Genomic DNA, 25,534 nt, shown 5'->3' on the forward strand with positions numbered 1-25,534 from the left:
TTACATTACTGATACTATCTATTAGAAAATCTGTAAGTCTTATTTTCCAGTAAAGTATTTAACCGCCGACGTAAACAGGTGCTGGTCTTTATTTCCTGGGATATTTTGGAAAAGACCATCCTCATAACGTTCTGAGTGTCCCATTTTACCAATGATTTGGCCGTTCTTGCTAGTAATTCCCTCTATAGCATTTACAGAACCATTTGGATTGTACTTAGAATCCATACTTGGTTTGCCTTCGAAGTCCACGTATTGGCTGAAAATTTGTCCATTGTCACGGAGTTCCGCAAATTCCTCAGCCGTCACGACAAATTTCCCTTCACCGTGTGAAACAGGAATAGCGTGGATATCGCCCACTTGCACCGCAGCTAACCATGGTGAGTTGGTATTGGCAATGCGAGTTTCTACCATCTTGGCCACGTGTTGGTTGGCATCATTGTAGAAGAGGGTTGGGCTCGTACTTTTGGCATCTTCAAAGTTCCCGTAGGGAAGAAGACCTGATTTGACCAAGGCCTGGAATCCATTACAGATACCGATAATCAAGCCACCACGGGCGATAAAGCTATCAATAGCCACACGGACTTTTTCATTGAGCAGGATGTTGACGATAAACTTAGCTGAACCATCTGGCTCGTCCGCAGCTGAGAAACCACCTGCAAAGAAGAGAATGTTAGCCTTGCCGATGTTGTCAACCATGGTTTCAACTGACTTGACAATAGCCTCTTCATTCAAGGTCACAAATGGCACCAAGTTGACCTCTGCACCTTCTTTTTCGAAGGCCTTGGCTGAGTCATATTCCGAGTTGGTGCCCGGGAAGACTGGGATATAAACCACAGGTTTTTCAACCTTTTCTTTTGCTTTAATCACAACATCTGATGCCACAGCTGGTACTTCAGCTAGTTCTTTGGCTTGGGCAAATTCTGTTGGGTAAACTTCTTCCAGTTTTCCTTGGAAGGCACTGTCAAGTTTGTTTCCATCTAGCTTCACACCATTGACAGTCAGTGTAAAGTCTTCTTTTGTTTGTCCAATCTTCTCTACTCCAGTAATTTCTTCAGGAGAGGTGAAAACAAATCCGCCCAATTGTGCTGTCAAAGAACTTTCAAGTTCAGGCAAGATTACCTCTGCACCAATATGATTTCCAAAGGTAGCTAGAGCCAAACTTTCAACCACACCGCCGTATTTAACAGCTGAAGCTGCTGTTACTTTGTGAGCCTTTTTAAGGGCTTCAAACTGAGCAAAGTTAGACTTAATCAAGTCAAAATCAATCTCTACTGAAAGGGCTTGACCGGGGATGTAATAGATGTTTTCACCAGCAGTTTTGAACTCTGGAGAGAGGACCTTACGGCTATCTGCCGTCGTCACCCCAAAGGCAACCAAGGTTGGTGGCACCGTCAGTTCTTCAAAGGTACCAGACATGGAGTCCTTACCACCGATAGATGGCAAACCAAGCTGAATTTGTGCCTCGATAGAGCCTAGGAGAGCTGCTACTGGCTGACCAAAACGCTCAGCTTGTTTATCCATGCGCTCGAAATACTCTTGGTAAGAGAAGCGAGCCTTAGACCAGTTTGCACCAGCAGCTACCAAACGAGCAGTCGCTTCGATCACCGCATAAGCAGCACCGTGGTATGGAGACCATTCAGCTACATATGGGTTGAAACCTTGAGCAATGACTGAAGCAGTATGAGTCACACCGTGTTGAACTGGCAATTTCTGTACAGATGCCTCAGTTGGAGTGAGTTGATATCGACCGCCAAGTGGGTGATTAATCGTTGAGCGTCCAACAGAGCAGTCAAAGATAGTCTGTAATCCTTTTTGACTCGCATGGTTGAGGTCAGATAGAACCGTAAGGGTATCTGCTTCAAGTGTGTCAGCAGATGTTTGACGTTCTTCTGGGAGTGTGACATCCTTGTCCACAACTTTGGCATCGACGACCACGCGCACACCATTGGTGTCAAGGAAACGACGTTCCAAGTCGACAATGGTTTCACCATTCCAGTGCATGACTAGATTTGGTTTTTCCGTCACTGTCGCCACGACAACAGCATCAATATTCTCTTTGTTACATTCTTCAACAAAGGCATCCACATCTTCAGGACGCACCACAACCGCCATCCGTTCTTGTGATTCAGAGATGGCAATTTCGGTACCATTCAAGCCTTGGTATTTAAGAGGCACCTTGTTGAGGTCGATTTCAAGACCGTCTGCCAATTCACCGATAGCCACACAAACTCCACCAGCACCAAAGTCGTTAGATTTCTTGATAAGACGAGTGACATTGCCATTACGGAAAAGACGTTGAATCTTACGTTCTTCGATGGCATTCCCTTTTTGAACCTCAGCTCCAGCAGTCTCTACAGACTCAACTGTTTGAACCTTAGAAGAGCCTGTCGCACCACCGACACCATCACGTCCAGTCTTCCCACCGAGGAGAATAATCACATCGCCCGCTTCCGGTTTTTCACGAACAACATTGCCCTTAGGAGCTGCACCGACAACTGCGCCTAACTCCATACGCTTAGCTACAAAGCCTGGGTGGAAATACTCACGAACGTAGGTCGTCGCAAGCCCAATCTGGTTACCATATGAAGAATAACCATGAGCCGCTGTTTTAGAAATAACCTGTTGTGGCAATTTACCAGCACGCGTTTCCGAAATCGGTGTGGTAATATCTCCAGCACCCGAGATACGCATGGCTTGGTAGACATACGAGCGACCTGACAATGGATCACGAATGGCTCCACCGATACAGGTAGCAGCCCCACCAAATGGTTCAATCTCAGTTGGGTGGTTGTGGGTTTCATTTTTGAACATGAGGAGCCATGGCTCTTTCACACCATTAACGTCCACTTCAATTTCAACAGAGCAAGCGTTAATCTCGTCTGACACTTCCATATCGTCCAACCGCCCATTAGCACGCTCATAACGACCGAAAATAGTTGCCATATCCATCAAGGTTTGTGGTTTTTCAGAACGCCCCAACTCATCGCGCATAGCAATATACTTGTCATAGGTTGACTGCAATTGTTTTTGGAATTTAGAAGCTGAAAAGTCGATGTGTTTCAACTGTGTCTCAAAAGTCGTATGACGACAGTGGTCAGACCAGTAAGTGTCCAAAACCTTGAGTTCCGTCTCAGTCGGCACGCGCCCGATTGACTTGAAGTAGTCTTGGATAAAGAGCAAATCATCCACTTCCATTGCCATCCCTTGCTCGGCTTTGTAGCGGGCAAAATCTTCTGCTGTATAGCTTTCAAAGAAAGTCAATTTCGGAATAGTCTTGTCTGACTCTGAAAATTCCTGCTTGGCAATCCCTGTCGTGATATCCTTGAAACGAGAATCAACTGGATTAAGCAAGTAGTTTTTGACTGCTTCTAACTCCGTCGCGTCAATATCTTTATTGACCAAGTAAAGTTGAGCAGTATTAACCGTTACATCACTCGAACTTCCTAGTAAAAGCAAGGCTTCCTGTGAAGATGCTGCACGCTGGTCAAACTGCCCTGGTAGGCTTTCAATCGCAAAGAAAGCATAGTTGGCAAGATCCGCCTGCACAGCCGCTTCGTCCAAAACATGGTCTGTCACCTGCTCAGAGAAAATGTGTTTCTCTGCAGGTGCAAACAGGTCCTCTGCCAAGTCAAATACATCATAAACTTGCACGATGCGAATACTTTTCAAGCTTGAAAGTCCCAAGTTATGCTGGAGTTCTCTAACCAAACTCTCTGACTTGACCTGAAAATCAGCCTTTTTTTCAACAAAAATACGTTTATCCATCAATCCTTATTCCTTTATTTCAGCTCTTACAATGTTCCCAACGACCTTGAGGTTGTTATTTCAATTCCTGCAACTTTTCCCAGACAATCTCATAAACATCTGTTAGTTCTACCAATCCCCTACAGAGTGAAAAGGTCTGGGGGACCTTTTCAGCCTGAGTCCTTTTAGTTGAGAGACGAAGGTTTTCCGTTGCAAACAGATTATTTCAACCCCTGCAACTTTTCCCAGACAATCTCGTATACGTCGGTCAATTCACCCAAACCACGGCGGAAAACATCCTTATCCATGTGGTTGCCATCCGCATCCCACAAGCGACAGTTATCTGGTGAAAATTCATCTGCCAAGATAATCTTGCCATCCTTATCAAAACCGAACTCTAACTTAAAGTCAATCAATTTCAAACCAATCTCAGCAAACCAGGCCTTCAAAAGTTCATTGATACGACGGGTTTCTTCCTTCAAGTAAGCAATCTGCTGGTCATCCGCAATCTGTAGGAATTTCACATGCTCATCATTGATAAAGGGATCATCCAAATCATCATTTTTATAGTAAAATTCGACAATCGGAGTCTCAAATGCGATACCTTCGTCTACACCAAAACGTTTTGAAAAGGAACCAGCAGTATAGTTGCGGAGCACGACTTCCAAAGGAATAATCTTAACCTTTTTATTGAGTTGTTCCGTGTCTGAAAGCTTCTCCACAAAGTGAGTCGCCACACCAGCCGCATTTAATTTCTCAAAAATAAAAGATGAAATCTGATTATTCAACACTCCCTTACCTGCAATCTGCTCCTTCTTAACACCATTGAAAGCAGTCGCCTGGTCCTTGTAAGTTGAAATAATAAGATTTTCATCCTCAGTTGTATAGATATCTTTAGCTTTTCCCGAATAGATCAATTGTTTTGACATTTTAAAGTTCGCCTTTCGTATTACTTGAGCACATTCTACCATAAAAAACCTAAAATTACAAGAATTTAACCGAATAAATAACGTAGTAATCTCAAAAATCATAAAGAAAAAAACTGCAAGAAAAAGATTTCTCACAGTTTTAAAATCATTTAACTCTAAAAACACGAACATTACTCTTTGTTCAAAAATTGATCCAAATAATAACGTAGATAACTTTTCTTGCCCGTAATCATCTGCAGACGACCTTCCACCCCATATCGAAGTTTTTCAGCCTGCTCCGAAGTTAGATTAGTCTCCACCTCGATTTTAAAGAAATTCCCTTTTTCAGTCTTGGTAGCTGTCGCATCAATACTTGTAATAGTAGAATCTAGGAAAATTTGATTCTTGGCATCATGAGTCGTAGTATAGCAAACAGAATCACCGACCTTGATTCTTGCTACATCCTTTGAACTAAGATAAGCTGTTAGTTTGGCTTTCCCTTCTTTTTCCAAGGACGGATAGAGTTGGGCTAGTAGAGTCCCCTCTGCTACCATGGTAGAATCACTGGTCTCAGGATTAAGATGAAGAACCCCATCCTCACTCGCCGTAATTTTCCCCTTGTCTAGAAGATTCCCCTGAACCTTCTTACCCGACTCTGCCTCCAAGATTTTCTGGTCTAGAAGGGTCAATTCCTGACCAACCTTTGCTAAGTGTTGGGATTTAAGGGACTCCAATTGACTGCTTAAGCCTGACGCATAGGCTTGCTGGGTACCTGAACCCGCATACTGGACACGGTAAGTAGCAAGACTGGATTCTAACTGAGAAAGCTGTGCTTCAACTTGCGCAACTGCCTGGAATTTAGCTTGGGGATTTTCCTCACTCTGAGACTTGTAGGACTGGTAGAGAGAGTAGGCTAGATTCTGACTGGCCAAGGAAGCACCTGTTTCAATAGCTGACTTAGCTGTCTGGTAATCGCGAATTTTAGCCTCTGTTTGGCTGATGAGGTTGCCGATTTCGACTTGGGTTTGGCTAGCTGCTGCATTCTGGGACGCGATGGTCTCGTTTTGTTGCGATGTACTAGCCCTAAGACTGCCTGCTTGACTGATGTAGTCGCGAAAGGTGGCTTGGTAGCCAAACTTATCCTCCTCTGGAAAGTAATCCGTCCCTTCTTGCAGGCTCTTTTGCAAATACTCCAATTGCTTTTTTTGATCCTTGAGCATGTCCAACTGACTGGCATAAGACTCCGCTTGGACACCCTCTGCCCCTTCCTGATATTGAACAAGAAGCTCCCCCTTCTTAACCAGCTTATTTTCTTCCAAATGATTGACAAGAATACGATTGTTGCTAGTTGACTGGATATTTGCAAGGATACGGCTAGGTTCGATAGTAGCTCTAGTAGACAAACTCATCTCCTTCTCTGCAAATATTGCAAAGCCAAGTAAAAACACGAGCAGAAGGGACATGGGGACAATCACCCGACTGGAAAAATTATGGTAACGACGATTATAAAACTCCGCACTTTCTAAAAATTCTGGTTTCATCCTCTCCTCTTTCTAGCTATTCACCAAATGGGCGTAAAAGCCACCCTGTGCAAGCAAATCAGTATGCTTTCCTTCTTCAACAATCTTGCCCTGATCCAAGACAACAACCTTCTCTGTCCGCTCAGCAATGGTCAAGCGGTGAGCAATGAAAATCAAGGTCTTGTCTAAAGCCATAAGATTATCGACAATTCGCTTCTCTGTCAGAATATCCAAACTGCTGGTCGCCTCATCCAAAATCAAGACCGGCGCATCTGTCAAGAGAGCACGCGCCAGAGCGATTCTCTGACGTTGACCACCTGAAATCCCTGCTCCATCCGAAGTCAATTCCGTCTGGTAATTCAGAGGCATGCGCTCGATATCCTCCCGAATCTCTGCCAATTCGACCGCCCGCAAGATATCCTCCTGAGTCGTCCCCTCCTTGGCTCCCAAAAGAAGATTGTCCAAAATCGTTCCGTTAAAGACATAGGGCTGTTGAGGCAGATAGTTGATATACTGGCGCAGGGCTTTTTTATCAATCTGATTGAGATTGACACCACCCAGACTAATCTCTCCCTGACTTGGATCATAAAAATTAACCATCATCTTGGCCAATGTCGTCTTACCTGACCCTGAAATCCCCACAAAAGCCACCTTAGACCCTTGGGGAATGGTCAAATTGATATCCGACAAGACATCTCGACCATAGCCATACTTGTAGGAAACCTGCTTGAAGGTCATCTCTCCCTTCATCAAGCTCAGATCCTCAACTGTTTTCTTCTCCTCAAACTCAGAAGCTACCAGATAAACCTCATTCAGACGGTTATTGGCAACCTGCGCTGTCTGAAGCTTGGTTTGCAGATTGATGATATTTTCCAAAGGATTGGTAAAGTAAACAAGCAAGGTATTATAGGTAATCAACTGCCCCAAACTCATCTTGCCATCCATGACCAGAACAGCTCCCATCCAGAGAATGCCGACATTGAGTAAGAGATGGGCAACTTTTTTCAGAGCCTTTTGCTGACTCTCTGCCCGACTATAGGTAAAGGATTTCTTCAGATAATCCACAAATTCCTTGTCAATTTTTTGGTAACGCTGACTTTCACTGGTCAAGGACTTGATAGTCTCAATACCGTTGATGTCCTCAATGATAGAAGAAGACAGAACCGCATTGGCTTCCATGGTATCCCGATTCATCTTTTCAAACGGCTTCATAAAAGCAAAGATAATCACTGTGTAGATAGGTAGTGCCAATAAGGTCATGAAAAAGAGATTGGTATTTTGCGAAAATAAAACAAGGGAAATAATGACAACCGTTGACACATCTAGGAAAATCGAAAGAATGGTCGAAGCCAGCGCATCGATGATACTATTAGCATCCGTGAAACGAGACACGATTTCCCCTGTCCTGCGTGTCGCAAAAAAGGACATAGGCAGGTGAAAAACATGCTTGATATAGGACAAAATCACATCAATAGACAAGCGTTGCCCCAAAACAAGTAAGAGATACTCCTGAGCATAAGACAAGATCTGCTGGAGAATATAAACAATGACCAAACCAATAGAAATAATCCCCAGCGTCGAACGCATCTGATCTGGCACATAGGTATCAATGATAGACTGCAGATAATAAGAACCCACAATGTTAATCAAGGTCACCAAGAGGGTCGCCAAAACGATATTAGCAATCAAGCCACGCTGCTTCACTAATATAGGGATAAAAGAGAGCAGACCATTCTTTTGATCCTTATGAGGCTTATAGTCTGGACTCGGTGCCATAAAAAGAGTCACTCCTGTCCATTCTTCCGCAAAACGCTCACGTGGCAGTTTAGTCAACTTCACCCCAGGATCTGGATCAGCAATATGAATGCTATCCTTATCCTGCCCAGTCACCACATAGTAGTGGAGCAATTTCCCTTCCTTAAGCACATGAGCAACAAAAGGAAAAGTCAAATCTGGCAAGTCAAAGAGCGTCATATCCGCCTTAATGGCCCGCGTCTCAAAACCAATCTCCTCTGCCACCTTGACCAAGCCCAAAGCCGTCGTCCCATCCATGGTCGTCTTGGCCAATTCTCGTAAGTGTGCCAAAGAATAATAGCTACCATAGTAGCCAAAAACCATGGCTAATGAAGCTACACCGCAGTCCATCTGATCCACCTGCGGACGATAGTGACGTTTCCCAAATTTCATATTCATCTCCTTTTTCCTAATACTCAATGAAAATCAAAGAGCAAACTAGGAAACTAGCCGCAGGTTGCTCAAAACACTGTTTTGAGGTTGCAGATAGAACTGACGAAGTCAGTAACATCTATACGGCAAGGCGACGTTGACGTGGTTTGAATTTGATTTTCGAAGAGTATAAACTCATCTGATAACAACTATCTTACCCCAATCCCCAAACAAAAACTGGACTTCCTCCCCAAATGCCCCTATCTCCCTCCCAACTGCACTTTTTGGATAAAAAAATAGGCAGAACAAACGTCCTACCTACTAAAAATATGGTATGAAAGGAAATTGATGTTTTACTGTCATCCTAGGCAATCTTGGAACAAATAAATCATTGATAGTAACATTTACGACATCCTATTTATTACTACAATTTCTAATGTCCCTGCTATTTCTAAGCCACCTCTGGTATGACCTATTCCTAGTCAGAATAGATAACACCGTTCTAAATTACGATTCATAGTTACTCCTTTTAAATTTCAATGTGATGCATTCTTAGATTCTACCCTAACCATTTTCAGTGCAGACTAACAAGTCATTCTTAACTGCTCACTCTACTTGCTTTTTATTGACCTTATATCCTAGATAAAAGAGCCCAAATAAAACAGGGTAAATTTCTGGATAAAATAGGGTATTGATTGGATTTTTCAAAATCAAATACGTTGTGATGTAGATTATGAGCGATACGGTAAAATAACCCTCAGCAAAACCTAATAAAAATGTTTTCATGTTAGACTCCTATTTACCTGATAAGAAATGGCGGAAAGTTCTGCCATTCACATGCACAAAATCCCTTTGATTCAGATTCATCATTTATATCTTTGATTATTTTTTGACAAATCTTTGCGAAAAATACCAAAATATCCTGCGAAAAGCAAACCAACCAAAGTCCATTGCCAATTAAAGGATACTAACGAACCTGTACGAATCACATGAAGCGCGACATTAAGAGTTATTCCCAACAAAGGAAATATCGTGGCTAGTTTAGGTAACAATGTATTGAGATTAAGGTTGCGATTATTCATTATCTAACGCCCACGACGAGCCAAATCTGAACCAAATGTGTAACCAGCCCCAAATGCGCCAAATGCAATAGCACTTAGGCCAAATATAATCGAAATAGGTTCAATTCCTCCTTCAATTACTTGCAAATCTTTCTCATCAACTACTTGAAATTTATCCATTCTTTTCTCCTTTACTTCTATATAATAAAATGAATACCATTAAAAACAATGAAATTGTTGGTATATTAAAATCATCAAACCATGTAGGTAAGGGTAGCTTATTCACATCAGCTACCAACCTGATAATTGTATAAGATATTGAACTAAGTAATACCATAAGCTCAGGCCAAATCTTCAACATTAATTTAACAAATTTCATATATATCTACAAAATTATGGTCGATTAGCATAATATCCTGCAGCTATACCCGCACCTGCTGAAACTGTAGCAAGCGCAGCTACACCTCCAATTAATTTCCAACCAATAACTACACCACCAATAATAATTGGTGCAATTCCTCCATCTACATTCATCAACTCTTCTTCTGTAAGAGCTACAAAGTTCTGTTCCATTTTGTCAAAATTTGTCATCTTTTTTCTCCTTTATTTCTATTTTTTAGTTTACGATTTCTGGCTCTTAAACCATTTTAAAAACCAGAATAGATAAATTACTGAATTCCTTTTCGTCTCACTTATCTATTTGAGAAGTGATTTAAAATGAACAGGTAGATCTCATTTATTTTAAATACCATTTGATAAACCATGGCAATAAGATTGGTAAATACATCGCGTAGTCTCCTTCCTTTTCCTCTTACTTATCTATTCGAAAAAAAGTCAAAAAAATAAGAATATCAGAAAATTTTCCGACATTCTTATTGATAAACTCATCCAAGTCTAACAGATATTAGGCATTGAGATGTTTTTTAAGGGTTCTTCTGGCTGTTCGTGATACGGGGAAGTGCAAGCCTTCTAACAAGGTCACTTCTGTGGCAGTCATCTCTTCAATGGCCTGTAAACTGACTAAAGTATTGCGATTGGCATAGACAAAGTAATCTTTTTCAGCCTTGGCAGCGATATCCTTAAGACTGCCGTAAATGGTCTTGATAGAATGATTGGCATAATAGACCTTGATACGATGGGATTCCACTGAGGTTTCAAAGGCTAAAATCTCATGGTAGGGCAGAGTAAAGCCCCGTCTTCCCTCAAAACTATAGGTGAAGAGACGCATATTTTCCCTCTTGTCCACTGCCAGTACATAGTCCAGACAGCGCTCCAACTGATGACGGTAATCTTCCTCTGGCTGATCCTTGGAAATAAAATCCAAGGCAGACAAGTGATAGCGAAAAGCTAGAGGCAAGGCCTCCGAGTGCGTGGACACAAAGACAATGCTTGTAAAAGGATCCCGCTCCCGAACCTGTTGAGCAACCTGAAAGCCCCGTTCACGCTCTCCATCAATCTCTAAATCCAATAAATAGAGTTGATAATGGTCAAAATACTGAGCATACTTTTCAACATCTCCATAGTTTTTAGCAATATCAATTTCCAATCTTAAATTGCGAGAGCGACCAATATCTAGTAAAGTCTGCTCTATCCGTCCTTGCTGGACTCTATCGTCTTCCAAAACTAAAATTCTCATTCCTCTCCCCCTCGTTTCTCATCCTTAAATGGCAATTCTAAATCTTGTCTAAAAGTCGTCTCTCCTAGCTGGGTATCTAAGTTTAAATCATAATGAAAAACCATGTCCTCTAAGGTCGCTAAGCCCAGTCCACTGTGGTTTCCCTTGGTCGAATACCCCTTTTGACTGAGAATGCTGGGATTCAGTTCTTCTTTCTTACGAGTGTTTTCAATGATAAAACGGACACTCCTATCACTTGCCAACAAAGCAACCCGAATCTGCGGATTTTCTGCCTCACTGGCTGCCTCTAAGGCATTGGTCGTGAGGATAGAGAGGATACGGATAGCCTCCAACATCGGCAAAGCCAGCTCTTCTACGACCCCCACCGTCTCCAAACTAAAATGAATTCCTTGCTTATCTGCCACAATCATGGCTTTTGCCAAGGTATTTCGAATGGCTATATCATGGATATTGTGGAGATTAAAAGCTGTGTAATCTGCCTTCCTCAGCTTTTCATTGGTCTTTAGAAAGACATCTTGATAAATGGTAGACACCTCAGCCATATCTTGATTAGCTATAGCAGGCTCCATACTGGCGACAATTCCCGCAAAATCATGACGGAAACCTCGAACCTCATCATAGAGATGACCCAGCTTGTCCACCATCCCTTGCAAGGAACGATTTTCTTCTTCCTGTCTCTGAATGGTTTGCTCATCACGATAAACCTGCTCTAAGTGTCTGATATAAAAGAGCCAGGAGAAAAAGAGAATGAAAATCAGGAGAGAAATGGTCGTGTCAAAGCGAACGTAAAAAGAACTATTTCTATTGGTCATGAACGAAGAGAATATCCTAAATCCAGTCAGAGGTAGGATAATGAAAAAACTCTTACGATAGTGGGTTTTAAAAGTATCTGAAAAGAATAAATCCAAATCCAAAGACCAACGCTTCATAATTTTACAACATAGAAAGATTGATAATAAATCAAATATAGATATATATAAAGTAGAAAACGAATCTACGAAACAACAATGCTCACCAGATAATACACGAATCCAAATTGTCAAAAATAAATAACGAATACTTTGAAAGAAGAGAAAAAGATACAGAGAAAGAAAAAGAGATTCCCCTTTTCCCTTGTGCAATACTAATAAAAAAATACAGTAAAAGTAGATAAGAACTCCTATATGAAATAATTCTCCAAATGTTTGACGAGCAGATAAACTAATTAAAAATATAAGTATCCAATAACGTTTTTTATAAAATTCTGGGGAAATTTGAGCGCCCAAATAAATAGTAGGCACCATGGTTGAAACGACTACCAACAGAATATATAGCACAGAAACTAAGAATTCTAAAATAATCATAGAATAAAACGACTCCTAATTTATTTAAGCGAAATAATATTTATCTCCCCGATACAACTCTCTAGTTTTTCATACTTTCTGAAAAACGATACATCTACAAAAGGCCCTAGTTTCTTTTAAATACAAGAAATCTAAAGCCTCTTGAAAATGATTTGCACGTTTTATTTTTTATATTCGTTGTGAAGATTGCTTATCTATTTATTTTACCACAAGAACCTTGTAATATTCATACTTATTTGGCTGTGTAATCTTAATTTTTTGACCATAGAAACCATCGATTTCTTTGTCAAAATAATCTGAAAATCCTGATGGCAAGCGTTTCATCTTAAGAACTTCTCCAGATTGGTCTGCATATACAAGGAAATGATAGTGGGTTTTAGACATACCATCATCGATCAATACAAAGTAACCTGTTTTGAGCTTACCTTGTCCATTATCTAAATGGTATAGTTTATTGTTATTGATTGTGAAGTTAGTAGATGGAAGTCTAAGTCGTACACCTGGGTCTTCTAGATAAAGATCATTGCCAACTTTTTTGATTTCTGATCTAGTTGTCATCTCTGGAAGTGGTAATACTCTACGACCATCTGCTCCAAAGTAATATCGACCTGGTAGATTTTGGAAATTACGAATAACAGCTTTAGGATCAATTTCTTGTCCTTCTTCTTTATTATCTACTAAAGCTAAGATTGTATTTGAAACTTCATCCCCATATTTGTCGGAAAACTTCTTGATTTCAGGCTTGATATACCAAGTGTTTTTATCCACGATAACATCAGTAAAGTTATTTCCGTCAAATTTTGCTGTAATCAGATATTCATATCCATCACCTAAACGAACAATGTCACCATTTTTATAAGGGCTATTTCGTAAAGTGAACATATGGCCATCCTTGCCGAGAATATAGCCTGTCCCATCACTAGAATTTACAACTCTATCAGAGGCCATTGCACCTGATTGTTCAAAATAATACCAATTACCACCTATGAACACCCAACCTGTCATCATAGAACCACTAAAATGAAGATAGTACCAAGTAGACCCTTCTTTGTACCAACCTGTACGCATGGCGCCACTATCTGCTAGTGAGTACCAAGTGTTGCCCTCCTTGTACCAACCTGTGCGCATAGCGCCACTATCTGCTAGTGAATACCATGTGTTGCCATCTTTGAGCCAGCCTGTCTGCATTTTACCAGAAGCGTCAAAGTGGTACCAAGAGCCAGCATTTTGCACCCATTTGTTTTTAGCGAGACTGCCATCTTGAGAAAGATTCCAGTCAGCGCCATTTTTAACCCAAGTATCTGCAGCCTGTGCTTGGTTGATAGATAAAAGTAGACCAGCACCTACAAGCAAACCAAGTGTAAGTAGTTTAGATTTTTTCATAGCCATTTTCTCCTATTCTATAGCGAAATGAACATGACTTCCTAGTATACAAAGCTGTTCGCTTTTTCGTTTTACTCTGTCAGACGTCTTATTTCACAACAGAAACATTTCCTGTCTTACTATCGATTTTAACAGTTTGACCGTAGAAACCGTCAATTTCTTTATTAAGATAATCTGAAATTCCTGTTGGCAATCGTTTCATTTTAAGAATTTCACCAGATTGGTCTGCATAAACAAGAATATGATAGTGATGATAGCTTGGTCTATCATCAATCAATGCAAAATAACCTGTTTTGAGTTTGCCATTATCACCATCTAAATAGTATAGTTTATTATTATTGATTGTGAAGCTGGTAGCTCCAAGAAAAAGTCGTGCACCCGGATTTTCTAGATAGACATCATTTCCAACTTTTTTAATCTCTGAATAGGTGGTCATTTCTGGTAAATTTGTTACGCGACGACCATCTGCCCCAAAGTAATACCTGTTTGGTAAGTTTTGGAAATTTTTCACGACAGCTTTAGGATTAATTTCTTGTCCTTCTTCCGTATTATCTACTAAAGCCAACATCGTATTGGAAACTTTATCTCCATATTTATCAGAAAACTTCTTAAATTCAGGTTTTATGTACCAAGCATTTTTTTCAACAATGACTCCATCTTTTCTATGAATAAGATGATAATCATACCCATCAGACAAAGTAACAATATTTGTGATAATTGTATCATCCGCTTGAGATTGTTCAACCTGACTTGGGAGTTTGGTTAACATATAACCATCCTTACCAATGACATAACTTTCCCCATCGCTTGCTGGAACAGCTCTATCTGCTACCATAGCACCTGATTTTTCAAAGTAAGACCATTGACCATTTGCAGTCGCCCATCCTGTTGCCATAGCGCCACTGTCTTTGAGGTAATACCATGTAGACCCTTCTTTGTACCAACCTGTACGCATAGCCCCACTATTTGCAAGTGAGTACCAGGTGCTACCTTCCTTGTACCAGCCAGTACGCATAGCGCCACTATTTGCTAGTGAATACCAAGTATTGCCGTCTTTGAGCCAGCCTGTCTGCATTTTACCAGAACCGTCAAAGTGGTACCAAGAACCTGCGTTTTGTACCCATTTGTTTTTAGCGAGACTGCCATCTTGTGAAAGATTCCAGTCAGAACCATTTTTAACCCAAGTATCTGCAGCATGTACTTGATTGATAGACAATAGTAGACCAGAACCTGCAAGCAAACCAAGTGTGAGTAGTTTAGATTTTTTCATAGCCATTTCCTCCTTTATTGAATAGTTATCAAAAAATATTTTTCCATCATAAACATTCTACATAACTCCTAATAATCCTTAAGAGTCAACCAACACCTTCTTTCTATCATCATTGCCCACCCCACACCTTTATGATATACTAAATATAAATATTTTCCTAAAACTTCTACTTTTGGAACATTTTTGGAGGTAAAAATATGCGGTGGGATATTGGTTCAGTTTATAAATACATTCGTAAGTCAAAAGGGATTACACAAAATGAGGTCTGTGGTGACTACATTACTCATTCTAACTTATCGAAGTTTGAAAATAATCATTCTACTCCTAGGTATGATACTATGGAGTTGCTTTTGAGGCAAATTGATATGAGTTTCGATGAATTTCATTATATTTGTCAACATTACCAAATGGATTCTCGTAAGAAATTATTTTCAGAATATTATCAAGTCATTTCTTCACCTAATCTAGAAGAAATGAAGACACTGCTATCAAAATGTCAAATTTATCTAGATGAAGTGCAGAATGATATCCCAATAGAACATGCTGTGAAAGAACTAACCATTTTTATAGAAGTGATTGAAAATCAGTTTTCCGATAAAGCCCAAGCCTTGGCTGAAGAGTTATGGAAAGAATTGGAAAAAAGAGATCAGTGGTTTCTTTCAGATTTGCGATTATTAGTGATTATCATCTTTCATTTCCCTATTGATTCACTAGAAATGCTACGTCAGAGGCTTGTAAAATCTCTAAATAAATACACAGATTATCGTCCAATTCAAAGTATTCATTACTCCATTCTAGCCAATATGACACGAATGTACCTTGAAGCAGGGAAGAAAGATGACTGTCTATGCTTAATTCAAGAATGTCTTGATTTATCAAAAGAAATGAAGCGATACGATTTATTGGGTGTAGCTCAAGTACGTCTGGGAATCATTACTGAGGAACATGCTATGATTAATAAAGGACTATCCTTACTCGAATCAACAGATGAAAGTCGATTACTAGAGGAAATGAAAAAAGAAGTTTGTGATTATTATCAAGTAGATTTTTTTGAAACAGAGACCAAACAGTAACTATTACTTTATGAATAAAAGCGAACATGACTTCCTAGTATACAAAGCTGTTCGCTTTTTCGTTTTACTCTGTCAGATAGTTTATTTCACAACAGAAACATTTCCTGTTGAACTGTCGTATCGAACAGTTTCTCCATAAAAACCGGAAATTCCTTTTTCAATATAATCACGGAAATCATTAGGCAAAACTTTCATCTTCACGATTTCACCAGATTCATCTGCATAGCCCAAAATATGGTGATCTTTAGATAATAATCCGTCCATAAACATTGTAAAATATCCAGTTACAAGTTTACCATTATGATCATTGGCAACTCTTAGATAAAGTTTATTGTCATTAATTGTTAATCCAGATGAATCTAGACTAATAACTGGACTTGAGTTTTTAAGATAAAGTTCAGCCCCAACTTTTTGAATAGGGAAGTGAGTAGTGAATTCTGGTAGATTCGCAACCTTACGTCCATCTGCTCCAAAGTAATACTTATTTGGTAAGTTTTGGAAATTCTTTATGACAGCTTTAGGATCAATTTCTTCCCCTGGTTTTTTATTATCAGTAATGGCATCTAAAGTATTTCGTTTTATATCGCCAATCTTTTGATAAGAAAAACGTTCAACAATAGGTTTGATATACCAGGCATTCTTTTCGATAACAACTCCATCTTTCTTATGAACAAGGTGATAGTCATAACCATCAGACAAAGTAACGATATCTGTAATAACTGTATCATCAAAAGGATCTTGTTCAACCTGACTAGGGAGTTTGGTTAACATATAACCATCCTTACCAATGACATAACTTTCCCCATCGCTTGCTGGAACAGCTCTATCTGCGACCATAGCACCTGATTTTTCAAAGTAAGACCATTGACCATTTGCAGTCGCCCATCCTGTTGCCATAGCGCCACTGTCTTTGAGGTAATACCATGTAGACCCTTCTTTGTACCAACCTGTGCGCATAGCACCACTATCTGCTAGTGAATACCAGGTGTTACCTTCCTTGTACCAGCCTGTGCGCATAGCACCACTATCTGCTAGTGAATACCAGGTGTTACCATCTTTGAGCCAGCCTGTCTGCATATTACCAGAACCGTCAAAGTGGTACCAAGAACCTGCGTTTTGTACCCATTTGTTTTTAGCGAGACTGCCATCTTGTGAAAGATTCCAGTCAGATCCATTTTTAACCCAAGTATCTGCAGCCTGTGCTTGATTGATAGACAAAAGTAGACCAGCACCTGCAAGTAAACCAAGTGTAAGTAGTTTAGATTTTTTCATAGCCATTTCCTCCTAAAATAGATAAATCCAAAGCAAGAAAATCCAATAGAAACGAAGTCAAAATAGATGTCAGGTTCATGAACCTGAACCATAAGATCTCCTAACATTTCCAAGAATATAAGATAGAGACTAGTTTATCAAAAGTACATAGCCATCACCTTCCCCCAACTATAAAATAAATCCTTTTTTATATCTACATTATAGTCCTGTAAAAAAGGAAAGTCAATTAAAATTGTGACTATATTAACATTTTTGTTCTAGCAGAAATCAATTGATATTTTCATTTGATCTTCATTTCTTAGCTCCTTTTTGGAGATTGATTTTTCTGACTCCATTATATCCTTTATTTGTTTTCATATCTCTCCTGTCCCTAGAAAGACTAAATCTGTTCCTAAACGGTCACTTGAACCAAAGAAAAATTCCAAAGCAAATGCCTTGGAACTTCTTATCTTTATTTTCCTTGAATGATTTTAACCACATCTCCTACACTTTGGAGTTGGTCAATTTCCTCATCACTGATTTCGATATTAAATTCATCTTCCAGAGTCAAGATAAACTCCATCAAGTCCACTGAGTCGGCATCCAAATCGTCTTTCAGACTCAAGGATTCTGTCACGACAAAGTCCTCTCCCTGTCGCTCTTGGATAATGGTCACAATACGGTCAAAAATTTCTTTTTCTGTCATCTCTTTTATTCTCCTGAAAATTCACGCGCAGTCTGGGCAACTACGTCTGTTTCTAGCATGGTACGAATCTGGCGAATCGTACTATACACAGCCTTGGCATCACTTGAGCCATGGGTCTTGACAACCGGTGCCTTGACACCAAACAAGACTGCTCCACCAACATCTGAATAGTTGAGTTGTTTTTTCAAACCTCTGAGGCTATCCTTGAGAAGGAGGGCACCTAGTTTCGCTCGAAGACCACCACCTGTAATAGCTGTCTTGAGCAAACCCATGATTCCCATAGCTGTCCCTTCAATGGATTTGAGCACAGCGTTTCCCGTGAAACCATCTGCCACAACAACATCCGCGACGCCATTCATCAAATCACGTGCTTCCACGTTTCCGATAAAGTTCAAACTTTCATCAGTCGCCAGTAATTCATAGGTTTCCTTACGAAGCGGGTCTCCCTTACTACTCTCTGTTCCGTTGTTGAGCAAGCCAACACGTGGTTGCGTAATGCCACGGACATTTTTAGCATAGAAGGAACCCAGAACCGCATATTGATGGAGGTGCTGTGCTGTATTTTCCGCATTAGCACCGAGGTCCAGCATGTCAAAACCTCTCCCATCTACAGTCGGCAAAGTCGACATAAGCCCAGGACGATCGATGTTCTTGATACGACCCACGATGAAAAATCCTGCTGCTAGTAAAGCACCTGTATTCCCAGCCGATAGGACAGCATCTGCTTCGCCCTCTTTGACAGCCTTAGCTGCCAAGACCATACTGGCATTTTTCTTCTTCCGAATAGCTCTCGTAGGTTCATCGTCTGAATCAATCTTTTCATCCGTATGGATAATGCTGACGCGCTCTGTCGCTGTCAGATATTGCTTGATTTTAGCTTCATCTCCGTAGAGTTGAACCTCGATATCTGAAAAGTCAGCTAGGGCTTGATTGACACCCTCAACGATGGCCTGAGGTGCGTAATCGCCCCCCATGGCATCTACTGCGATTTTTTTCATTTCTTTTCCTCTTTTAGTAATTGTCCCCAGTCTGCTAGGGAATCAATAAATTTCTTTGATTTTAGGTGAATCCCAACGTATTCTTCGTAGAGTTGATCCATAAATTGGCGTAACTCTTGCTTGATTTCAGGCTTGAGCGAAATGGTCTCCAAAGTCTCAAAATCAATGGCTTGAAACTGATTGAGCAGATAAGGGATATTGGGATTGAGATGGCAACGTCTCTCATCCTCATGATAATGCTCTGGGCAGAGGCAGGCTCCATATTTGAAAGAAAAATCAAAAGCCTGACCGACCCGATGGCAAAAGACACACTCATTAAAATTGAGGCTGATTCCAAATCTGGTCAAGATTTGAATTTCAAAAATATTGGTCAAAACCTGATAATCCAAGCCTGCTTCCATCAATTCCAAAGTCTTTTGCAAAAAAGCAAACAAGGGAGCATCCTGCTGATTGTCCTGCAAACTAGCATCTGCAAGAGCTGCCACATAGGTCGCATAAGCCATGACAAAGAGATCACTATTAATCTTGGGAAAAGTCATCACCTCATGATAGTCCTCAATGTAGCTAAGCCCGTCATCATTGATTCGTAAGAGAAACCGAGCCAGCACCAAGGGCTGAATAACTGGAGCCAGCTTAGACTGACCAGCGTGTTTGACAAAAAACATGCGTTTGCCAGCCTGCTCTGTAAAAATCTTGACTAGCTTATCATCCTCCCGAAAATTGCGATTGTAGAGCACCAAGCCTTGACTCGTGATAGACTGAATCATGCTTCTCTCATATACTCCTCAAGTCGTTTCATGGCTTCTTTGATAGTCTCCATACTAGCTGCATAAGATAGGCGAACATAGCCTTCACCATAACGTCCAAAGGCAGCACCAGGAATAAAGGCAACGGCCTTCTTCTGAGCAAAATCCTTCAGAAAAGCAAAAGAATCTTGATTGTAGCCCGCTGGAATCTTAGCAAAGATATAGAAGGCACCGTCTGGTTTGATAATCTCAAAACCAAGAGCAGTCATTTTCTCGATGATATAATCTCGACGCTGGATGTATTCCTTCTTCATAGGCTCCGCATCGTTTTTACCCGCCGTCAAGGCTTCCACCGCAGCGTGTTGAGCCATGGTATTTGCGGCAGTGACCAAGTACTGGTGACTCTTAATCAACTGGGCTGTAAAGGCCGCAGGAGCGAAAATCAGACCCAAACGCCAACCTGTCATGGCATGTGATTTAGATAGACCATTGATAATAATAGCCTGATCTCTCAACATAGTTCCCAGAGATACATGGGCTTCCCCTGTATAGGTCAATTCTGAGTAAACCTCATCACAGACAACGAAAATTTCGTACTTGCGTAAAACAGCTGCCAAAGCTTCCAACTGCTCCCGACTGTAGGTAATTCCTGTCGGATTAGCTGGATAGTTGAGAATAACTGCCTTGAGCTTGTCACCTTGATCCAAAATGGCCTTCTCCAACATTTCAGGAGTCAAGACAAACCCATTTTCAGTCGTGTCAATCTCGACAATCTCTGCCCCAACTAGATTGACAATCGGTTCATAACCCGGATAAGCAGGAGCTGGCAAGAGCACCTTGTCTCCCTCTTCCAAAATAGCTGTCAAAGTAGCAGATAAAGCCTCTGTCGCCCCAATTGTAACCAAGATTTCATTTTCAGGAGCATAGTCCAGTTGGTACTTTTCCTTAACAAAGTCACTGGCCGCCTGACGTAGAGTCAGCAGACCACTCATCCCTGTATAGTAGGATTGGTTCTGATCAATCGCTCGCTTGGCCGCCTCCTTGACATGATCTGGCGTTGTAAAATCAGGCTCCCCCAAGGTCAAACGCAAGACCCCAGGAATCTCCGAAATAGCCTGGTCAAACTGACGAATCAACGAAACTTGAATCTTATCTAACTGTTTATTAAAGCGCTTAGTTAAGTCCATAGATACCTCCTACTTTCAAAACGTATCTCTATTATACTACAAAAGCCCCCCGACCGCAAAAATACATGATAGAATAGCTTTCCACTTTCTATTTTACTTTTCCTCTTTACAGGTCTATAATGGTAACAGATTCTATTTGGAGGTTTTTATGTCATTTCTATCAAAAAATGGAGCAGGCATCTTGGCCTGCCTTCTGATTTCACTACTTGCTTGGTATCTAGGCGGATTCTTCCCTGTGATTGGCGCACCCGTCTTTGCGATTTTCATAGGCATGCTCCTACATCCCTTTCTCTCGTCTCATAAACAACTGGATGCTGGATTGACCTTTAGTTCCAAAAAATTGCTCCAGTATGCCGTTATCTTGCTTGGTTTTGGTCTCAATATCTCGCAGGTCTTTGCAGTCGGACAATCTTCACTCCCTGTCATCCTGTCCACCATCTCAATAGCCTTGATTGTTGCCTACCTCTTCCAGCGCTTCTTTGCACTGGACACAAAACTGGCTACCTTGATTGGAGTGGGTTCTTCTATCTGTGGTGGTTCTGCCATTGCGGCGACAGCGCCCGTTATCCATGCCAAGGAAAAGGAAGTAGCCCAAGCCATCTCCGTTATCTTTTTCTTCAATGTCTTGGCTGCACTCATCTTTCCAACCCTCGGCACCTGGCTTCATCTATCCAATGAAGGCTTCGCCCTCTTTGCAGGAACTGCGGTCAATGATACTTCCTCTGTAACCGCCACAGCCAGCGCCTGGGACAGTCTCTACCAGACCAATACCCTCGAATCCGCAACCATTGTCAAACTCACACGTACTCTGGCTATTATCCCCATCACTCTCTTTCTCTCCTACTGGCAAAGTCGCGAGCAAAAAAATAAGCAAGGTTTGCAACTGAAAAAAGTCTTCCCGCTGTTTATCCTTTACTTTATCCTTGCATCTCTCCTAACTACCATCCTAACCTCTCTCGGTGTGTCCAGTAGTTTCTTTACCCCACTCAAACAACTCTCCAAATTCCTCATTATCATGGCCATGAGTGCTATCGGTCTCAAAACCAATCTGGTAGCTATGGTCAAATCCAGCGGAAAATCTATTATCCTCGGAGCCATCTGCTGGATTGCCATCATCCTCACTAGTCTTGGTATGCAGACCCTTATCGGCATTTTCTAAACTCTTCGAAAATCTCTTCAAACCACGTCAACGTCGCCTTGCCATAGGTATGGTTACTGACTTCGTCAGTTCTATCCACAACCTCAAAACTGTGTTTTGAGCTGACTTCGTCAGTTCTATCTGCAACCTCAAAAACAGTCTTTTGAGCAACCTGCGGCTAGTTTCCTAGTTTGCTCTTTGATTTTCATTGAGTATAACACAAAAGGTAGCCCACCAGCTACCTTTTTCTTATGCTTCCTCAATCAAGCGTGTATGTTCTCTCTTGATGCAACGATTCATCACAATATCATCGCATCCACCAGCACGCAAGATTTCTTCCGCCTCTAGACTTTCAAGTCCCAGCTGTGCCCAAAAAATATTAGCATCAGCTTTGAGAAAATCACGCGCCACATCAGGCAAAAACTCGCTGCGACGGTAAACATTGACAATATCTACAGGAAAAGGAATCTCCGCTAGGCTAGCATAAGCCTTTTCACCCAAGATTTCGCCACCCGCCGCCTTGGGATTGACTGGGATGATTTTATAACCCCGAGCCTGCATTTCCTTGGTCACTCGATTGCTAGTTGTTTCCTCACGGTCAGACAAGCCCACCACAGCAAGGGTTTTACTCGTTGCGAGATACTGACGAATCACGCCATCACTTGGATTAATAAATTCTTGACTCATAGAAATCCTCCTTTTTCATCAGTATAGCACAATTTGAAAAGGCTTGCATAATTCTACTACAAAAAGGAGGACTAGCCCCCTTTTTATTTAGCCTCGTACCAGGTTGCCCCTTCATTTTCATCTGCGATAAGGGGAACACTGAGTTGAATGGCTTCTTCCATGGTTTGTTTGACCAATTTTTTCATATCTGCCAGCTCCGATTTAGGAACTTCAAGGACGATTTCATCGTGCACTTGTAACAGCATCTTAGTCTGATAACCACCTGCAACCAAGGCTTTATCCAGCTGAATCATAGCAATCTTGAGAATATCTGCCGCCGACCCCTGGATAGGAGAGTTGATAGCTGTCCGCTCTGCAAAACCACGAATATTGAAGTTGCGCGAATTGATATCTGGCAACTCACGACGACGCTTGAAAAGTGTCTCTACATAGCCCTTATCACGCGCCTCACGCACTACTTCATCCATGTAGTTTTTAATACCTGGGAAGCGTTCAAAGTAGGTATCAATATAGGCTTTGGCTTCCTTACGGCTAATGCCCAAATTATTAGACAAACCAAAGTCTGAAATCCCGTAAACCACTCCAAAGTTAACCGCCTTAGCATTGCGACGATCATTTGCAGTCACATCCTCAGGACGTTCAATGCCAAAGACCCGCATGGCTGTCGAAGTATGAATATCTGCCCCCTCTTGGAAGGCCTTAATCAAGTGCTCATCCTTAGAGATATGCGCCAAAACGCGCAATTCAATCTGCGAGTAGTCCGAGCTGAGTAGCACACTATCCTCCCACTCAGGCACAAAAGCCTTACGAATGAGACGGCCCTGCTCCAAACGCACAGGAATATTTTGCAAGTTTGGATCCACACTAGACAGACGCCCAGTCTGAGTCAAATCCTGCACATAGCGAGTATGAATCTTGCCATCAGCCAAAATCCAGTCCTGCAAGCCAATTACATAAGTGGATTGAATCTTAGCAATCTGACGGTAGTCAAGAATTTTTTTAACAATCGGAGCAATAGGAGCCAAACGTTCCAAGACATCCACCGCAGTCGAGTATCCAGTTTTGGTTTTCTTAGTGTATTCTAGAGGTAGCCCCAATTTTTCAAAGAGAAGTACGCCCAACTGCTTAGGCGAGTTGATATTAAACTCCTCACCAGCCAGTTCGTAAATCTCCTGAGTCAGTTTTTCAATAACAAGCTCATTTTCAGCCTGCATCTCAAGCAAGGTCTCTTTCTTGACCGTAATCCCAGCAATTTCCATCTTGGCAAGGACAAAAGCCAGAGGTTGCTCCATATCATAAAGAAGCTCTAATTGCCCATTTTCGCTGAGTTTTTCAAGTAAAACAGGTTCTGTTTCGACCAAAACAGCAAGCTTACGAGCTAAATGCTCCAAGAATTTCTCACGTTCAGGAAGGGCCTTCTTGACTCCCTTACCATAGAAAGTCTCATCATCGACCAAGTAAGTCTGACCATAAAGACTAGCAATAGTCGCAATTTCATTGTCCTCCACAGTCGAAAGGAGGTATTTAGCCAAACGGCTATCAAAAGCAGGCGCCTGTAAATCCACACCCAAACGATTCAAGAGAACTTTGGCCTTCTTAAAGTCATAAACTCTCAGAGGTGTTTTTTCTAGAAAATCCTTGAAAATAGGCTCTTGCAAAAGCTCAAGTTTATCTGTAGCGTAAAGTTTATCCCCATAAGACCAAGCAAAACCAACCAAATCATCCGTATGGTAATTCTCACCAAAAAGCTCAAAATGGAAGATAGACTCTTCACTCAGCATATCTTGACTAATTTGGTCAACAATAGTAAAATCCAAACTTTCAGCCACATCGGCTGACGACACATTTAAAGCCTGTTTGAGCTGTTTGAAGCCCATCTCATCGTAGAATTTCCCAAGATTTTCCACATCTGGACCACTATAGACCAAATCCTTCAAACCAATCTCAATCGGTGCCTTGGTATCAATGGTCGCCAGTGTTTTTGACAAAAAGGCCTGTTCCTTATCATTGATGAGATTTTCCTTCATCTTAGAAACCTTCATCCCATCGATATTCTCATAAATCCCCTCGAGTGAGCCATGCTCCAGCAAGAGCTTGATACCCGTCTTTTCACCAATTTTGGTTACTCCAGGGATATTATCCGACTTATCACCCATGAGCGCCTTGAGATCGATAAACTGAGTCGGTGTAATGCCCATCTTTTCCATAAGATATTCTGGCGTAAAGGCCTCAAACTCAGCCACACCTTTCTTGGAAATCTCAACCACCGTATGCTCATCCGTCAGCTGAATCAAGTCCTTGTCCCCACTGACAATGGTAATATCAAAACCATCCTGCTCAGCTAGTTTATCCAGCGTCCCAATGATGTCATCCGCCTCATACTGAGCCAACTCATAATGACGAATCCCCATATGATCCAGCAACTCACGAATGAAAGGAAATTGCTCACGAAACTCATCAGGAGTCTTAGCCCGACCACCCTTATAATCCGCATACATCTCTGTACGGAAGGTCGTCTTGCCCGCATCAAAAGCCACCAAAATATGACTCGGCTCAACCCGCTCCAATAAATGGCTCAACATCAACTGAAAGCCATAAATCGCATTGGTATGCAAGCCAGCCGCGTTCTTAAAACGGTCCAACTGCTGATAGAGCGCAAAAAACGCCCGAAAAGCAACAGAAGACCCATCAATCAATAATAATTTTTTCTTATCCAT

22 protein-coding genes are annotated in these 25,534 nt (G+C 41.3%); 2 read left to right on the forward strand and 20 right to left on the reverse strand.

Annotated elements, in window-relative coordinates:
* Positions 1-39: 39 nt before the first annotated feature.
* The 13 genes from RN80_RS01710 to RN80_RS01770 all read right to left on the reverse strand — a co-directional run bounded on the left by RN80_RS01710 (position 40) and on the right by RN80_RS01770 (position 15,031).
* A complete protein-coding gene (locus tag RN80_RS01710) occupies positions 40-3,765 on the reverse strand; it encodes a phosphoribosylformylglycinamidine synthase (RefSeq protein WP_060627290.1) in 3,726 nt (1,241 codons plus the stop codon).
* Positions 3,766-3,820: 55 nt separating this feature from the next.
* On the reverse strand, positions 3,821-3,964 hold the full coding sequence (locus tag RN80_RS10195) for a phosphoribosylaminoimidazolesuccinocarboxamide synthase (protein WP_080998552.1): 144 nt from the start codon (positions 3,962-3,964) through the stop codon (positions 3,821-3,823).
* 1 nt (position 3,965) lies between these two features.
* Positions 3,966-4,673: a phosphoribosylaminoimidazolesuccinocarboxamide synthase gene (gene purC / locus RN80_RS01715; RefSeq protein WP_060627291.1), complete on the reverse strand. Its 708-nt coding sequence runs from the start codon at positions 4,671-4,673 to the stop codon at positions 3,966-3,968.
* Between the two features lie 170 nt (positions 4,674-4,843).
* Entirely contained in the window at positions 4,844-6,193 is a 1,350-nt protein-coding gene (gene comB / locus RN80_RS01720) for a competence pheromone export protein ComB (protein ID WP_060627292.1), read from the reverse strand.
* A gap of 12 nt (positions 6,194-6,205) precedes the next feature.
* Positions 6,206-8,359: a peptide cleavage/export ABC transporter ComA gene (gene comA, locus RN80_RS01725; protein ID WP_060627293.1), complete on the reverse strand. Its 2,154-nt coding sequence runs from the start codon at positions 8,357-8,359 to the stop codon at positions 6,206-6,208.
* A 585-nt stretch (positions 8,360-8,944) separates the two neighbouring features.
* Entirely contained in the window at positions 8,945-9,124 is a 180-nt protein-coding gene (locus RN80_RS01735; protein WP_060627294.1) for a hypothetical protein, read from the reverse strand.
* An 80-nt stretch (positions 9,125-9,204) separates the two neighbouring features.
* Entirely contained in the window at positions 9,205-9,420 is a 216-nt protein-coding gene (locus RN80_RS10065; RefSeq protein ID WP_080550793.1) for a bacteriocin immunity protein, read from the reverse strand.
* A 3-nt stretch (positions 9,421-9,423) separates the two neighbouring features.
* Positions 9,424-9,579 carry a smi_0061 family bacteriocin-like peptide gene (locus RN80_RS01740; RefSeq protein WP_000357248.1) on the reverse strand — a complete coding sequence of 52 codons (156 nt, stop codon included), beginning with the start codon at positions 9,577-9,579 and terminating at the stop codon, positions 9,424-9,426.
* Positions 9,580-9,792: 213 nt separating this feature from the next.
* Positions 9,793-9,990, reverse strand: coding sequence for a class IIb bacteriocin, lactobin A/cerein 7B family (locus RN80_RS01750; protein ID WP_000180825.1), 198 nt, complete (start codon positions 9,988-9,990; stop codon positions 9,793-9,795).
* Positions 9,991-10,303: 313 nt separating this feature from the next.
* On the reverse strand, positions 10,304-11,035 hold the full coding sequence (locus tag RN80_RS01755; protein WP_060627295.1) for a response regulator transcription factor: 732 nt from the start codon (positions 11,033-11,035) through the stop codon (positions 10,304-10,306).
* Positions 11,032-11,847, reverse strand: coding sequence for a GHKL domain-containing protein (locus RN80_RS10075; protein WP_253275439.1), 816 nt, complete (start codon positions 11,845-11,847; stop codon positions 11,032-11,034). Before RN80_RS10075 ends, RN80_RS01755 begins: the two co-directional genes overlap by 4 nt.
* A 729-nt stretch (positions 11,848-12,576) precedes the next feature.
* Positions 12,577-13,761, reverse strand: a complete 1,185-nt coding sequence (locus tag RN80_RS01765) for a cell wall-binding repeat-containing protein (RefSeq protein ID WP_060627297.1) — start codon at positions 13,759-13,761, stop codon at positions 12,577-12,579.
* 88 nt (positions 13,762-13,849) lie between these two features.
* The gene (locus tag RN80_RS01770) at positions 13,850-15,031 is read right to left on the reverse strand and encodes an N-acetylmuramoyl-L-alanine amidase family protein (protein ID WP_060627298.1); all 1,182 of its coding nucleotides are present in this window, start codon (positions 15,029-15,031) and stop codon (positions 13,850-13,852) included.
* 197 nt (positions 15,032-15,228) lie between these two features.
* On the opposite strand from RN80_RS01770, the gene RN80_RS01775 reads away from it, so the two are divergent.
* Positions 15,229-16,104: a helix-turn-helix domain-containing protein gene (locus RN80_RS01775; protein WP_060627299.1), complete on the forward strand. Its 876-nt coding sequence runs from the start codon at positions 15,229-15,231 to the stop codon at positions 16,102-16,104.
* Positions 16,105-16,185: 81 nt separating this feature from the next.
* Here RN80_RS01775 and RN80_RS01780 read toward each other — a convergent pair whose 3' ends face one another.
* From RN80_RS01780 to RN80_RS01800, 5 genes are all read right to left on the reverse strand, one after another.
* Positions 16,186-17,376 (reverse strand): N-acetylmuramoyl-L-alanine amidase family protein, encoded by a 1,191-nt coding sequence (locus tag RN80_RS01780; protein WP_060627300.1) that lies wholly within the window; start codon positions 17,374-17,376, stop codon positions 16,186-16,188.
* A gap of 451 nt (positions 17,377-17,827) precedes the next feature.
* Positions 17,828-18,061: an acyl carrier protein gene (locus RN80_RS01785; RefSeq protein ID WP_000136446.1), complete on the reverse strand. Its 234-nt coding sequence runs from the start codon at positions 18,059-18,061 to the stop codon at positions 17,828-17,830.
* A gap of 5 nt (positions 18,062-18,066) precedes the next feature.
* Complete coding sequence (gene plsX, locus RN80_RS01790; protein ID WP_060627301.1) at positions 18,067-19,059, reverse strand: phosphate acyltransferase PlsX; 993 nt, start codon at positions 19,057-19,059, stop codon at positions 18,067-18,069.
* Complete coding sequence (gene recO, locus RN80_RS01795; protein WP_000616135.1) at positions 19,056-19,826, reverse strand: DNA repair protein RecO; 771 nt, start codon at positions 19,824-19,826, stop codon at positions 19,056-19,058. Before recO ends, plsX begins: the two co-directional genes overlap by 4 nt.
* Entirely contained in the window at positions 19,823-20,992 is a 1,170-nt protein-coding gene (locus RN80_RS01800) for a pyridoxal phosphate-dependent aminotransferase (protein WP_060627302.1), read from the reverse strand. Before RN80_RS01800 ends, recO begins: the two co-directional genes overlap by 4 nt.
* A gap of 148 nt (positions 20,993-21,140) precedes the next feature.
* Here RN80_RS01800 and RN80_RS01805 point away from each other — a divergent pair, with 148 nt between their 5' ends.
* Entirely contained in the window at positions 21,141-22,151 is a 1,011-nt protein-coding gene (locus RN80_RS01805; RefSeq protein ID WP_060627303.1) for a YeiH family protein, read from the forward strand.
* Positions 22,152-22,379: 228 nt separating this feature from the next.
* Here the strand turns inward: RN80_RS01805 and RN80_RS01815 are convergent, their stop codons facing one another.
* Positions 22,380-22,817: a CoA-binding protein gene (locus RN80_RS01815; protein ID WP_060627304.1), complete on the reverse strand. Its 438-nt coding sequence runs from the start codon at positions 22,815-22,817 to the stop codon at positions 22,380-22,382.
* 83 nt (positions 22,818-22,900) lie between these two features.
* Positions 22,901-25,534: a DNA polymerase I gene (gene polA, locus RN80_RS01820; protein ID WP_060628743.1), complete on the reverse strand. Its 2,634-nt coding sequence runs from the start codon at positions 25,532-25,534 to the stop codon at positions 22,901-22,903.

The organism is Streptococcus mitis (assembly GCF_001281025.1).
GTDB lineage: Bacteria > Bacillota > Bacilli > Lactobacillales > Streptococcaceae > Streptococcus > Streptococcus mitis_AK.

Excerpts from the sequence above, each read along its gene's own strand:
- RN80_RS01710 (WP_060627290.1), bottom strand. The coding sequence starts at position 3,765 with ATGGATAAACGTATTTTTGTTGAAAAAAAGGCTGATTTTCAGGTCAAG.
- purC (WP_060627291.1), bottom strand. The coding sequence starts at position 4,673 with ATGTCAAAACAATTGATCTATTCGGGAAAAGCTAAAGATATCTATACA.
- comB (WP_060627292.1), bottom strand. The coding sequence starts at position 6,193 with ATGAAACCAGAATTTTTAGAAAGTGCGGAGTTTTATAATCGTCGTTAC.
- comA (WP_060627293.1), bottom strand. The coding sequence starts at position 8,359 with ATGAAATTTGGGAAACGTCACTATCGTCCGCAGGTGGATCAGATGGAC.
- RN80_RS01735 (WP_060627294.1), bottom strand. The coding sequence starts at position 9,124 with ATGAAAACATTTTTATTAGGTTTTGCTGAGGGTTATTTTACCGTATCG.
- RN80_RS10065 (WP_080550793.1), bottom strand. The coding sequence starts at position 9,420 with ATGAATAATCGCAACCTTAATCTCAATACATTGTTACCTAAACTAGCC.
- RN80_RS01740 (WP_000357248.1), bottom strand. The coding sequence starts at position 9,579 with ATGGATAAATTTCAAGTAGTTGATGAGAAAGATTTGCAAGTAATTGAA.
- RN80_RS01750 (WP_000180825.1), bottom strand. The coding sequence starts at position 9,990 with ATGACAAATTTTGACAAAATGGAACAGAACTTTGTAGCTCTTACAGAA.
- RN80_RS01755 (WP_060627295.1), bottom strand. The coding sequence starts at position 11,035 with ATGAGAATTTTAGTTTTGGAAGACGATAGAGTCCAGCAAGGACGGATA.
- RN80_RS10075 (WP_253275439.1), bottom strand. The coding sequence starts at position 11,847 with ATGACCAATAGAAATAGTTCTTTTTACGTTCGCTTTGACACGACCATT.
- RN80_RS01765 (WP_060627297.1), bottom strand. The coding sequence starts at position 13,761 with ATGAAAAAATCTAAACTACTTACACTTGGTTTGCTTGTAGGTGCTGGT.
- RN80_RS01770 (WP_060627298.1), bottom strand. The coding sequence starts at position 15,031 with ATGAAAAAATCTAAACTACTCACACTTGGTTTGCTTGCAGGTTCTGGT.
- RN80_RS01775 (WP_060627299.1), top strand. The coding sequence starts at position 15,229 with ATGCGGTGGGATATTGGTTCAGTTTATAAATACATTCGTAAGTCAAAA.
- RN80_RS01780 (WP_060627300.1), bottom strand. The coding sequence starts at position 17,376 with ATGAAAAAATCTAAACTACTTACACTTGGTTTACTTGCAGGTGCTGGT.
- RN80_RS01785 (WP_000136446.1), bottom strand. The coding sequence starts at position 18,061 with ATGACAGAAAAAGAAATTTTTGACCGTATTGTGACCATTATCCAAGAG.
- plsX (WP_060627301.1), bottom strand. The coding sequence starts at position 19,059 with ATGAAAAAAATCGCAGTAGATGCCATGGGGGGCGATTACGCACCTCAG.
- recO (WP_000616135.1), bottom strand. The coding sequence starts at position 19,826 with ATGATTCAGTCTATCACGAGTCAAGGCTTGGTGCTCTACAATCGCAAT.
- RN80_RS01800 (WP_060627302.1), bottom strand. The coding sequence starts at position 20,992 with ATGGACTTAACTAAGCGCTTTAATAAACAGTTAGATAAGATTCAAGTT.
- RN80_RS01805 (WP_060627303.1), top strand. The coding sequence starts at position 21,141 with ATGTCATTTCTATCAAAAAATGGAGCAGGCATCTTGGCCTGCCTTCTG.
- RN80_RS01815 (WP_060627304.1), bottom strand. The coding sequence starts at position 22,817 with ATGAGTCAAGAATTTATTAATCCAAGTGATGGCGTGATTCGTCAGTAT.
- polA (WP_060628743.1), bottom strand. The coding sequence starts at position 25,534 with ATGGATAAGAAAAAATTATTATTGATTGATGGGTCTTCTGTTGCTTTT.